Here is a 12,375-nt window from a genome sequence, read left to right on the forward strand (position 1 = left end):
TTTAAAGTTTAGCTTGAGTGATTCTGACCTATTTTGAGGCAGTCATTTGATGAATAAAGTCCCACCAGCGCGGAATTATCCTTTCCAGGCCAATCTGCTAATAATCTGTAATAACAAGTATAAAAAACCTCTTCGATGAAAAATCTAAGGTATACTAATGATATTAGAAGTCTTATTGGAATTTTCTTGAATACGTTTCCATTTGATATTTATAAGTATATTGCAACCAGTAATTGGCGTGGTCTGGGTGAAATTACTTTGAATTTTGTTTTACTTATTCTGGGGTTAGTTATTTTACAGGTTGCTCTAAGCAATCACTATTGGCCTCTACTCATCCTGATCATTCCACTTGCTCTTCTTTTTACCCGCCTCTTTGTTCTTCAGCATGATTTAGGTCATGGGAATCTTTTTAAAAAGAGAAAATATAATGATTGGGTTGGGGTTTTTACCGGGATTATCCTTTTTACACCTTATTTTTATTGGCGCAAAGCACATGCTATTCATCATGCCAATGGTGGTAATGCAGATACCCGGCCCTGGGTAGGGGACATAAAACTTCTCACCGTTAGAGAATACGAAGCAAAAAGTCGTTGGGGTAAATTGGTTTATCAGTTATATCGAAATAGCTTCGTCATGTTTTTTCTCGGCTGGATTTATGTCTTTGGAATTGATCAGCGCTTCTTTCGTAAACGCAAAGGGTTTGGTAAAAAAGAGCATCGAAGCGTCATAATCACCAATTTGGGTATTCTTCTTCTTTACGGCCCTATCATTGCCATTGCAGGCCTGAAGTTTTTTTTAATAGCTATCCTATTACCCCAATGGCTTGCTGGTGCCTTGGGAATTTATTTGTTCTATGTACAACATAATTTTAAACATAGATATTTTGTTTCTAGTAGAGAATGGAATTTGCTTGATTCAGCATTAAAAGGAAGTACCTTCTATGATTTACCCCAACCATTCAAATGGCTGACAGCAAATATTGGTTACCACCACATCCATACCTTGGCGCCTAGAATTCCCTTTTACAGATTAGCAAAATGCCATAAAGAGAATGACTGTTTCAGTGCCGTACCCAAGTTTGGATTAAAAAATACAAAAGAGTTGATATCTCTCAAGCTCTATGATGAAGAAATGAAACAGATGATCACCTGGAAAGAATACAAAGCACACTTGGCTAACCTGACCAGCAACATTGAAATGCCACGTTCACGTTAACTTGTCTGGCATCAGCAAAACAGCGAGCGGCTAGTGAAACCGCTCACTGATCCCAAGCACACTGTAAGCTCCAGGAAAGCAAAATTTATTGCTTGGATTTAGTTTCTTTTTTCTCACTGTCCAAACTTTTAATGCTGTCGACAAAACATTTCGTTTCCCCACGCCAGGGAGCTACAAATTCTTCACAATGATAGGTAAGAATAACATGCTCATTATTTTGCATCGCACGTTCAGCCTGCTCAACAAGTTCAGAATTAAACTGTCCCAAGGTGAAGTGGAATTCTCGACCCGTAGCACCAGTCGCATTATCAAGACCACCGCGTATCATTTCTCCTTCATAGGTTCCCCAATAGCGACCTTCTTTGGCAACCTTCACAATAATTCCCGATTTCTGGCCTGATTTGGTTGTCCAGCATCCGGTTAATAGGCAGCTACTCATGATGAGTATAGAAAATAACATTTTTTTATTCATAGCGCTCAACTCCCAAAGGATGCACTCTATCCAATTTTCAATTTTTACACTAGCGATAAAGCCAGCCAGCACGATTTATTGTTAATCTAAAATCGAATGACTTATAATCAGCTTAGTTTAAGTTAGTTCGCTGTTCCATCTGCAACATCAGTAAACAGCCCCGGCATCAACAATAACCGCTCTTATGACAAGCTTATGGAAACGCAAAAAAAAATTTCTGCCATTTATACCGTAAAACACGAATTTCTTCATGAGTTTTGCCAAGAAATAGAAGAATTCTCTGATGTTGTCGAAGATTTAGTCTTTTCCCCTGTGAAAAAACTAAATGTATGTTTTGCCCAGGATATTTGGTTAGAACCCCATCTTGTAAAATTTCAATCCATTTCAGAAGCAGTAAAAATTCTTCGCCAGGCTGGTCATTTTTGGTATTTACATCCTATTGCTAACATAAGACGCTCCCGTTTAATTGAAGAACAATTACGGAAATATCCTTCTATAATACGCTCTTTTCCACTCCAAACCGAGATTCCAGCTATAGGTAGTTTCAGTCTTTTAGATCAAAACACCTTAGTCTACAGTAATAAGCGCCTCAAGAAATGGCCAGATGGAAAGTGCTTTTTTAACGAAGACAAAACAAATCCACCCAATCGAGCCTATCTGAAATTATGGGAAGCTCTTACCCTGTTAGAAGAATATCCTAAAGCTGGAGACTCCGTATTGGACTTGGGTGCATCGCCTGGCGGTTGGACCTATGTAATGCAATCCTTAGGCGCCAATGTTACTGCTGTTGATAAAGCTTTATTGGATACCAGAATTGCCCGTCTTCCACGAGTGCATTTTTTACAACAAAGTGCATTTTCACTAGAGCCCGCGAAATTAGAGCAAACTTATGATTGGGTACTGTCAGACGTGGCCTGCTACCCTGACCGGGCTTATGCACTTGTTATGAAATGGATAGCCTCTGGTAAGGCAAAAAAAATGATTTTTACCATAAAATTACAAGGAAAAACTGATTTAGCTACTATTAGAAAGTTCCAAGAGATACCAAACTCCCGCATCGTCAATCTGTTTTATAACAAGCACGAAGCGACATTTTTTTATCCCTGGTTGTCAAAGCCAGAGGAGTCTTGAGAGGCCAAAATTAACTCATAGTCTGACTCTAGATTAATTACCGTGCAAAAAAATACAAAAAATGATAAAATTGCGCAAATTAATAATTTATTGATCAATAAAAAGACAAAATAACAGGACTTACGTAACCGTTTAAAGTTGAAACAAAATTTGATTCTAATCATGGAGTTTAGTCTAACTCAATGAACGATGATTAAATGCTAATGAAGAGATCGGCGTTTTGCGTAAATTCTCACCCAATTACCGTTTAGAGGCAATGTTATGTTAGATGTACGAAATATAAGTATGGATTTTGGCAAAAAATCTTTATTCCAAGAAGTGGATTTAATCTTGTTGCCTTCACAACGCTACGGAGTTGTTGGTGCCAATGGAACAGGTAAATCCACTTTTTTAAAGATTTTAGCCGGCGAGGAAACCTCGACACAGGGCACTGTCGAAAAAGCGAAAAATCTTAACATTGGAATTCTGAAACAAGATCATTTCCGTTATGAAAATGACCGCCTTATCGATGTGGTGATTCGTGGAAACTCTGTTCTATGGGAAGCCCTCGAAGAGAAAGATAAACTCTATTCGCAAGAAGATTTCACTGAACAAGACGGTTATCGCCTCAGTGAATTAGAAGAAATTGTTATGCATCAGGGAGGATATGAAGCAGAATCTACGGCGAGAAATTTATTACTGGGCCTGGGTATTGCTGAAAAATTTCATTACGGTCCTTTGAGTGCCTTATCAGGTGGTTACAAATTACGTGTTTTGTTGGCTCAGGTTCTTTATCAAAAGCCGGACATTATGTTGCTGGATGAGCCCACAAACCATTTGGACATTTTATCGATTGCCTGGTTAGAACAATTCTTAAAAACCAATTTCAAAGGCCTATTGATTTTTATTTCGCATGATAGAGGCTTTCTCAACAATGTATCTACAAATATTCTTGATATTGACTATGATACTATCCTCGATTACCCGGGAAATTACGACAAATTTTGTTTAACCAAAGAAGAACGACTCATTCTCAAACAAAGTGAATTAAAGAACCAGGAAAAGAAAATTGAAGCACTACAAGGCTTTGTTGATCGTTTTGGAGCAAAGGCAAGCAAAGCCAGCCAAGCCGCTTCACGCCAAAAAATGATTGATCGTATTGAGTTGGTGGAGATAAAAGACTCCAACATTTTTAAACCTTACTTTAATTTTCAACAAAAAAATCCATCCGGCAAGATAGTACTGGTTGTAGAAGACCTTCATAAAAAATTTGACGAAAAAGTATTATTAAAAAAAGTATCCTTCAATATATCAAGAGGCGATAAATGCGCCATTATCGGCCCGAATGGGATCGGTAAATCAACCTTATTAAAAATTTTGTTGAATGAACTTAAATCCGATCAAGGCCATTTTGAATGGAATGAAACAGCCAAAATAGGTTATTTTGCTCAAGATTATCACAACCAATTGGCAACAGAACAAACCATATTGCAATGGATGGAAAGTCATATTGCTGCCCCCGAGCAAGAAATCAGGAAAGTGCTAGGGCAAGTATTATTTCGCGGTTCAGATGTCGATAAAAAGATTGCGATGTTGAGTGGTGGGGAATCCGCACGCTTGATTTTAGCCAAGCTGATTTTAGAAAAAAATAATGTGCTTATCTTCGATGAACCAACAAACCATTTGGATCTGGAGTCCATCGATGCACTGAGCGAAGCAATACAAGCCTTCCCAGGTGCAGTGCTCTTTGTTAGCCATAATCGCTATTTTATTGATCGTATTTCAACTCGCGTCTTGGTATTAACAGAGCAATATGGCGTACAAAACTATTTGGGTAATTATCATGATTATCTCGAACAATTTGGCAAAGATTATCTGACAACAGCTTAGAAATTGAGTAACCCATGTGAGTAAAACAAACAATTTGTTTTACTCCGTGATTAGTTAACGCGCTGTCCCTCACAAGCGGAAACCAAGGCATAGAAGATATCGCACGTCTTAATTGTATAAAAATATTTCCTGATCAGGCGGCATTAACGCAGCGAATTCCTGTTGACAGGTTTTTCAACAGGAGATAAACCGCTTCTTAGTGCATACCAAAGTACAATTCCTGGATCTGTGTTGACAGTATCCCCACTGATTTTCAATCGGCCGGAACTGACCGCAGAAGAAACTGGAATTTTTTTCATTGAATTGATGGTGTGACGATGACTTAAAATGGCGCGTTTTTTTGCTCTACGCTTTTTCATCGAATATTTTAATTTACATAATAACCGTTTCTTCTTAGCTGCCATCTTAATTTTGGGCGCAGCATAAAGAGTCAGCAAATATAATTCTTGCTGTAAACGAGCAAGTAGCAATCTTTTGAGATTACTATTTTTTAGATTGGTTGTTACTTGTTCCAGGTGATTCTTGAGATTCTGTTTTTCAATCGCTTGCTTTTCCTTAAAAAAACCTAATTTACCTAAATACATACAACCTCCTTGTATTTGCTAACAAACCATTGCCATTCCTTGGCTGGGTATTTTTTCAGGTAATTATTAGTTAATAGTAGACGATTTTTAAGCTGTCAAACTTTTGAAAAAACATGATGTTCATTTTACGAGCAAATTACGAGCAAATGGAAATAGAGATAACTCCTCACCTTAGACCTCGTTTGAGAGATAACATGGGAGCCTGTCCTAAGCAGTTATTAATACTAGTGGATTGCTTGTACTGATATGGCCATTCAATTTTATAAGAATTAGATGGCCTATTTTATATAAAACAGGCGCTAACAGTCTGACTTGGTTTGGAAGTTCAAAAACGAAACATAACGTTTTTTCCCTCTGGTACATCTTTGTTCTCGCTCGCTCCTTCGACATTTCCAACACTTGGAAACCAGCTATGGCGATTGTCAGAGGCATAGGTAATTTCTCTTGCCACATGTTGCGGTATATCACTTGGATTTAGCGTTTCGCTTACCTCTTCCGGAACCAAATCATAATTTTGATTAGAGCTGACAATGACTTGCTGGACCAGTGCCTGCTGTTTTAAAAGCTCAGGGATTGGGATTGCACGCTGGTGATAACACTCCAAAAATCTTTTAACTATTTCTTTGTTTTTACCTTGAGCAGAAATCTGCAAAGCCTCATGTATTTCTGGATGAAATGAAGCATTATTAACAATAGCCGGGACAGTCAATAAATAATCGATGAGCTCATAACCACCGAGTTCAGCTGCTTTTCTCAGCGTACCAGCAGGGATAACGAACCGACTATCTTCGATAAAACATTTTAAACTTTCCACCAATCCAAAATTTAAACATCGATAAAAAGCATCATACTCTTTCTCATTGGGATTGAAGCGCGCATCCTGTAAAAGTACTTTAAGAACGGCAGGAAAAGAAATTGCGTCATACAACAAACTATGGGAAACAGTCGTATTATAGCCGTCGTCATCTTCATAGCCTGTGTCTTCCAAAGGATCAGAGGTTTCACAGCCTTCGCGAGATAAAAAATCGGCAACAAGCTGATGATTGCCACTGGTTACTGCGTCTTTTAATTTGGTGAAAGTCGGGGGGGTGAACCCCTCATTAAAAGCCGTGTCTTTAGAAGTGCTAGCCATTAGAGACTCCAAACAATTGCTGGAGTCTAATGATACATATTTTACCAGTTTATATCAATATAAAGCAGCATCTGGAGGCTATATTTGGGAAACTGACGTTAAATTCTCCGTCGCACTCGAAGTACCGGACGATACAATCTGAACCGGCTCATCTATTCTAGACCGTTTCAAGTCAACTGGACCTAAATCCTTAGTCGCAATCAATGTACAGGAAGATATAATCTGAACGCGGTTATCAATTTTAGCCAGTTTCAAGTAACTTGTTAATTTTTCAAAAGATACACCTGCTCCAGAGAGATCAGTAGTTCGTTCTTTCAATAGAAACTCAACAAATTTTGTTATCTCTGAAGAAGCTAATCCAGCATGCTCTAAAAATTCTTGAAACTCGGTCTTATCATCACGTAAATCCCCTCTTTGCAGAAAGCAAGTATTGACATTAATGCTGACTCGACGCAGTTTAGGTTCTTCTTGGCGTGCAGAAAAGAAAGAAAAGAGCTTGCCAAGCACACAAGGCATAATGTTCTGATCGTTGCCATTTCTGGGAAGACTGGATTTTTTCAAACTTACCGCTAAATCTTCAGTAAATTGGCGCGTAACATTTCCTGCCATAGCACCATTAAGACGAATTTCTCCAGACACTGTTGTCAAGGCAACAATATGTCCATCACGTCCCCTTACTGTTCTTAATTCACTCTCTCTGACTTCAGATAAGATCAGGCCTCGAATCTTGCTGGCATCCTGCCCCATACCAGAAATCAATTGATCACAAACTTCTTCGTGGAGATTTAAAATAAAAAATTTGCCATTATCTTCTACAATCTCAGGAATAACGCGCCTACTGTGCCTTCCTGGATCTTGCATCATTTTCTTAAAATGAAGAGCGGTTATCTTTTCTATTTCCCGCGCTCCTTCACGTTTATGGAAACGCAACACTATTTCGCCATTCCCGGCTTTCTTAATTCCCACTAAGAGAAAGTTTTCAAACAGATTTTTCTTTGCTTTGGCATGTTCAAAAGATTCAGTTGCCTGGACTGCAAGGTTATTATAAGTCACTTTGCCGCGCGCGAAAATTTTTACATTAGGATTTTGGCGAAGTCCCTTGCCATCTTTTACTAATTCGCCATTTTCATTCAGTAATCTATAACCATGAAGGTCTGTACCAAGCACAGCAATCCTGTAAGCTGTAGCCGCACCACCTGCACCACCGATTACAACGACTCGCCTTGTTTTCACATCACTACTGCATTGCCTTTCTCTGGAACTGAGATCGTACTCATTTCCATGAAGAATAGGTGTAAAACCTCTTTTTGAATCATAAGTCGAATATTGTTGATATAAACTTTTTCCCATACCCGAAGAGATGCTGATCTCTCTACTTTGTCTTACGAATTCATACTGCAGGGCATTCTCAAAGGAGGTATTTTGTCCTATACCCATACCCAGTGAGAAATTCATGAACTGGGCATAAATATAAGCAGTAAGCGTCTTGTTACCATGGGGAATGGAGACCTTCAGTCGGTAATGATAGACAGTAGCCTCGACATGCCAGTCATCCAGATGCTTTTCTCTTCTTTCAAGTGCCTGCACAGACACACCGTAAAAAGGTGGCGGTGTATCTTTGAGAGCCATGTTAACTGTATTGGCATAGAAAAGATGCCTGGTGTTGGTTCTTAGGGTACGTCCCAAACTTTGGCTCTTGGGAATAAAATCATTGGCAGTTGCATTACCCGGTATTTCCAACAAGGGATGTTCTTGTTCGGCTCGATGATCAGCACTGGTCCAATGTCCTACTTCTTGCTCGGAAATAACCAGGGTTTCCAGACATAAAGGACCAGAGCACTCCGTTGAAACATAATGTTGCAATTGCTTAAAGGCCTTTACAGCACTCTTCGGTATTGAGGGATCGGTGGTCATTAAAGTCATACCAGCATAACCACAACCAACAAATAATCTCCCAACAAAAATACTTGGCGGGACAAGAGCACCCGATTCATCAATATGTTTATTGATAGCACCACGAGTAAGCTGTTGCTTTCGCTCATTAATTACATAAGATTGCTCCAATGTATCGAATGAATCGACAACACGCTCCAGATCATCCTCTGGTTTCTTCGCTACCAGATCCAATTCGTCTGGTGTTTCTATTGTCAACGAGGCCTCATTGAGTTGGCGTTTAAAAATTTGTAATTTAACCCATCCATCAGACACCTCTTCATCAAGAGCGGAAGATTGGTAAGATAAATCATGAACTTTCGCATGTTTAGCGATTGCTTCTTTAAGTAGAGGCCAATACTTTGAAAAAAAACTTTCAGAATCAACAGATTCATTAGGGAATGGTAGCTGTGCTCTGGTCCATATTTCCTGGATGTTATAAATAATCTCATCAATGGTGTTATATTTTATTTTACCCTTGCCATCAGCCCCACGGTTAATTGCAACCACCAATCGATTTAATTGATTTGTGTGTCCATCTTTTTGCCATTCGACGGTTTGACTACCCGCAAATAAAGGTATTTCATGCAAACTAACGTCTTCAATTGATTTACGCTTTACAACGATATCAGATCTAGGCATACCACCATTTCCACAACTAAAATGTTGCACAAAAGTATCATATGAACATTATCTGAACATTAAGAATGAATAAAAAAATCGCACCTTGATTAATAGAAAATAGTCTTTAAGTTTAACGAATCTCGGGTAAAAAGAGTTTTTTTTGATAGACAGGAGAATTGAGAGAAAGAGAATATAAATCTGTGTTAAAGACCAATATTTTTATTCGGTCTTTTATTAACCATAAAGACAATACTGGTAAGCAACCAGAATAAAAATCTACCTTACAAGACAAGAGGTAATTTTAACGTATAATCTATATTAAAAATAAATTTCGCAGATTAATTATGAATTATTTTCCTGTGGTAATTTATCTTTTCATTGCCTTGTTTCTACAAAATCACTTGGCACTGGCACATAAATCTTCCCAACAATACATGACTATGCTACTGGCAAGGAGTGAGCATGGCTATTTGCCCGTAGAGCATGGTCAATTGTGGTATTGGTTTGTTAAAGCTGATCACCCTGATGCCCCACTGACACTCTGGCTAAATGGCGGACCGGGATGCTCGTCGATGGTTGGGCTATTTATAGAAAATGGCCCCTATCTTCTACAAAACCTGGAAACGGTCACTAAACCGGCAGCTTACCATTTTAAAGAAAACCCTTATGCCTGGACAAAAGTCTCCCATATGCTTTATCTGGATAATCCGGTAGGAACAGGCTTTTCTTTGCCATCACGGTATACCAGCTCACCCAAAGAAATGCGCCAGAATGTAGTACAGGCTTTGCAGGAATTTTTTACTCGTCATCCAGAATTGAAAAAAAATGCATTCTTTATTTTTGGTGAATCTTATGCCGGTAAAGATATTCCAAATATTGCTTATGAAATCAAACGCTCAACTGATTTCAACCTGAAAGGGATTGGTATGGGTAATGGCTTTATTGATCCTCATTCAATCAATATTACTCAAGTCGAATTTGCTAAAAATAATTCACTAATTGATGAACAAAAAGCAAAAGAGCTCTTAGCCAAAGCTCACGCTAAATGGCAACAATTCTATGAGCTACGAGATAAAGGAGAAAAACCAAGCTTGCATTTAGCTAAAAAAACAGCTTATTTTACCCTCGGCAGATTAAAAGAAATATTGACTAAAAAACACCAAATTCCTGTTGTTAATACCTATGATATCCGCATTATTAAATACCCTTATATTCGAGATAATTTAAACCACTTTTTAAATGATGAAAATTACAAGCCAGTAAAAGCCAAAGGGTCGTGGGTAGAATGCGGTAAAGATAATCATATTGTCCGCCATCATCTAATGAATTCTATTCCCATTTCGTCAGCCCCTCTTATTGTAAAATTATTAAAAGACTTTCAATTACCGATATTGATTTTTAATGGCATGGAAGATCTGATGGTTCCTTATTTATCCCACCCTATGTGGCTTAATAAATACGATATACGTATACAAGCTAAAGACAATCGGGGATTAGTCTATAAAGCTGTCGACTATCCTCTGGAATTAGTGTTTGTGAAAGAGTCAGGCCATATGGTTTTATTAGATCAGCCCGAATTAGCTTTTGAGCTATTTAAAAATTTCATAGAACGCTATGATTGATAAAGCTCGCTATTTAAGGCTCTGGAAGATTATTGTTTTCAATTCCTTCATGCGGAAATTGGTTAAGAACCGCTGGATTTGCATTATAAACTATGTACCAACCGCGCCCACCTGGTTCTACTTCTATAGCGATATAGCTGAGATCTATTTTAGAGCGAATATTAACCAACACGGAAGCAGCATCTGTTTGTGTGGAAAATAACCTGGACTTTAGGAAATTACCATTAGTATCTGAGGCAACCTTAAAACCAGCATCAGAATCCTTAAGTATCTTTGCTATTTTATCCTCATTTTTTGGGTGAAACATACAGACTATCCACATAACAATATCTAATTACATTATAGATAAGCAATATGTGTTTTTTTTCTATTTATTAATTTAAATAAAATTATAAAAAAACAATAGTATTTTTTTATAAATAAAAACTAGAAACCAAATCAATGGAAGCAATAAATTAATCTACCAGCAATAATAAACCGTCTCTTTCGATGAGCCCTATACTGATTAAAATAATCAATAAAATCAGCATAAGAAGCGACGTCATTAAAAATAGACTCAGTGCTGGAATCAGAGCTATAAAGAAATAGTTTATCCTTCCTATCGGAGAAATAGAAATACTCGAAAGCTACCAGAAAGAACACCTAATTAGCCCAACTAATTTTTATTATTAAATTTTGCCCCCCCTTTATCAATCGCTGTTTCTCATCTCTTGATTGACCTCTCTGGCTTAATAGCGCAATTTAATGCATTATGTACAAAGCAGTGCCTGGAATAGTCATGGTCATGTCGCCAAACACGTCCATTTTATTAAAGGAGTAAACGATGGCTAAAACATTGGGAGTACTTGTATACGAAAATTGTCAACCGATTGATTTCATTGCTCCCTGGGAAGTATTTTCTCTCTGGAAAACCATTGCAGAGCCGATTAACCTGTATTTGATCTCTCAAGATGGGGGTTATGTACAGTGTGTCAATGACATTCTAATAAAGACCCATTGTGATTTTGAACGCGCCCCCCAATTAGACTATCTAATTATTCCCGGCGGAAAAGGCAGAATTAACGAAGTAAACAATGCCAAATTAATATCATTTATTCAAAAACAAGCCCAAAATGCTCAATATATCCTTTCTATTTGTACTGGTATGTTCCTGCTTCATAAAGCAGGGCTGCTCCATGATAAGTTAGTAACAACTTATTGGCGAGCCATGCCAGAGGCAAGACTGCTTTCAAATGTACATGTCACGGAAGAAAGAATGGTAAAAAATGGGAACATATGGCTTGCAGCCGGTGTCTCAAGCGGGATTGACCTGGCTTTTGAATTTATCGCCGAAATTGATGGCAAAGAAGCAGCCGGCAAAGTGCAGCTACTCTATGAAAATTTTCCCCTACATCATGCCTATTGCACAGAGAATATGGCGCATTCATTACCGCCTTATAATGATAAGGAAGAGAACGCCCTTCATTTACCAAGATACATTCTTGAGTACATGAAAGAGTATGCTCGCTAGGGAAAATAACTTAGAAGAGTTAACCTGATGTCTTAATGAATATTTCCTGCAAAGAAAGACACAATAGCACTTGTTCATTTGTACTATCACAGATAATATTAGCTCAGAACAGGGCTTAAAATTATTTTGCCGCTTAGTTGTTTCATCTCCTGTTTCATGGCCGGAATAGGGTCTATTAGCGTTTCGCTAGCTTGCGTGTTTGTGCATTGATTTTCGAGCATCGTAGCGGAGCATACCCACTAGTATGTGACCAGCGAAGCACCGAACGCATAAACACCAAGGGA

General features: G+C 38.2%; 10 protein-coding genes. 5 read left to right on the top strand and 5 right to left on the bottom strand.

The window, feature by feature from the left end:
- The first annotated feature begins 186 nt into the window (after nt 1-186).
- Entirely contained in the window at nt 187-1,215 is a 1,029-nt protein-coding gene (locus Lfee_RS11995; RefSeq protein WP_058447123.1) for a fatty acid desaturase, read from the top strand.
- Nucleotides 1,216-1,300: 85 nt separating this feature from the next.
- On the opposite strand, the gene Lfee_RS12000 is transcribed toward Lfee_RS11995, so the two are convergent.
- Nucleotides 1,301-1,687, bottom strand: a complete 387-nt coding sequence (locus Lfee_RS12000) for a hypothetical protein (RefSeq protein WP_058447125.1) — start codon at nt 1,685-1,687, stop codon at nt 1,301-1,303.
- Nucleotides 1,688-1,882: 195 nt separating this feature from the next.
- Between Lfee_RS12000 and Lfee_RS12005 the strand changes: the two genes are divergently transcribed.
- A complete protein-coding gene (locus tag Lfee_RS12005; RefSeq protein WP_058447128.1) occupies nt 1,883-2,818 on the top strand; it encodes an SAM-dependent methyltransferase in 936 nt (311 codons plus the stop codon).
- Nucleotides 2,819-3,079: 261 nt separating this feature from the next.
- Nucleotides 3,080-4,687 carry an ABC-F family ATP-binding cassette domain-containing protein gene (locus tag Lfee_RS12010; protein ID WP_058447130.1) on the top strand — a complete coding sequence of 536 codons (1,608 nt, stop codon included), beginning with the start codon at nt 3,080-3,082 and terminating at the stop codon, nt 4,685-4,687.
- A 143-nt stretch (nt 4,688-4,830) separates the two neighbouring features.
- Here the strand turns inward: Lfee_RS12010 and Lfee_RS12015 are convergent, their stop codons facing one another.
- From Lfee_RS12015 to Lfee_RS12025, 3 genes are all read right to left on the bottom strand, one after another.
- Complete coding sequence (locus tag Lfee_RS12015) at nt 4,831-5,271, bottom strand: hypothetical protein (RefSeq protein ID WP_058447132.1); 441 nt, start codon at nt 5,269-5,271, stop codon at nt 4,831-4,833.
- A 325-nt stretch (nt 5,272-5,596) separates the two neighbouring features.
- Complete coding sequence (locus Lfee_RS12020; RefSeq protein WP_058447134.1) at nt 5,597-6,403, bottom strand: hypothetical protein; 807 nt, start codon at nt 6,401-6,403, stop codon at nt 5,597-5,599.
- Nucleotides 6,404-6,481: 78 nt separating this feature from the next.
- Nucleotides 6,482-8,977 (bottom strand): hypothetical protein, encoded by a 2,496-nt coding sequence (locus tag Lfee_RS12025; protein WP_058447136.1) that lies wholly within the window; start codon nt 8,975-8,977, stop codon nt 6,482-6,484.
- A gap of 326 nt (nt 8,978-9,303) precedes the next feature.
- On the opposite strand from Lfee_RS12025, the gene Lfee_RS12030 reads away from it, so the two are divergent.
- Nucleotides 9,304-10,581, top strand: coding sequence for a S10 family serine carboxypeptidase-like protein (locus tag Lfee_RS12030; RefSeq protein WP_058447138.1), 1,278 nt, complete (start codon nt 9,304-9,306; stop codon nt 10,579-10,581).
- A 13-nt stretch (nt 10,582-10,594) separates the two neighbouring features.
- Here the strand turns inward: Lfee_RS12030 and Lfee_RS12035 are convergent, their stop codons facing one another.
- On the bottom strand, nt 10,595-10,888 hold the full coding sequence (locus Lfee_RS12035; protein WP_058447140.1) for a hypothetical protein: 294 nt from the start codon (nt 10,886-10,888) through the stop codon (nt 10,595-10,597).
- Between the two features lie 516 nt (nt 10,889-11,404).
- Between Lfee_RS12035 and Lfee_RS12040 the strand changes: the two genes are divergently transcribed.
- A complete protein-coding gene (locus Lfee_RS12040; RefSeq protein ID WP_058447142.1) occupies nt 11,405-12,091 on the top strand; it encodes a DJ-1/PfpI family protein in 687 nt (228 codons plus the stop codon).
- Nucleotides 12,092-12,375 lie beyond the last annotated feature (284 nt).

The sequence above is a fragment of the Legionella feeleii genome, assembly GCF_001467625.1.
GTDB classification, from domain to species: domain Bacteria; phylum Pseudomonadota; class Gammaproteobacteria; order Legionellales; family Legionellaceae; genus Tatlockia; species Tatlockia feeleii.

Bases quoted from the DNA above. Each gene is read 5' to 3' on its own strand.
- Lfee_RS12035 (WP_058447140.1), bottom strand. From the start codon at position 10,888: ATGTTTCACCCAAAAAATGAGGATAAAATAGCAAAGATACTTAAGGAT.
- Lfee_RS12030 (WP_058447138.1), top strand. From the start codon at position 9,304: ATGAATTATTTTCCTGTGGTAATTTATCTTTTCATTGCCTTGTTTCTA.
- Lfee_RS12000 (WP_058447125.1), bottom strand. From the start codon at position 1,687: ATGAATAAAAAAATGTTATTTTCTATACTCATCATGAGTAGCTGCCTA.
- Lfee_RS12010 (WP_058447130.1), top strand. From the start codon at position 3,080: ATGTTAGATGTACGAAATATAAGTATGGATTTTGGCAAAAAATCTTTA.
- Lfee_RS12020 (WP_058447134.1), bottom strand. From the start codon at position 6,403: ATGGCTAGCACTTCTAAAGACACGGCTTTTAATGAGGGGTTCACCCCC.
- Lfee_RS12025 (WP_058447136.1), bottom strand. From the start codon at position 8,977: ATGCCTAGATCTGATATCGTTGTAAAGCGTAAATCAATTGAAGACGTT.
- Lfee_RS12040 (WP_058447142.1), top strand. From the start codon at position 11,405: ATGGCTAAAACATTGGGAGTACTTGTATACGAAAATTGTCAACCGATT.
- Lfee_RS12005 (WP_058447128.1), top strand. From the start codon at position 1,883: ATGGAAACGCAAAAAAAAATTTCTGCCATTTATACCGTAAAACACGAA.
- Lfee_RS12015 (WP_058447132.1), bottom strand. From the start codon at position 5,271: ATGTATTTAGGTAAATTAGGTTTTTTTAAGGAAAAGCAAGCGATTGAA.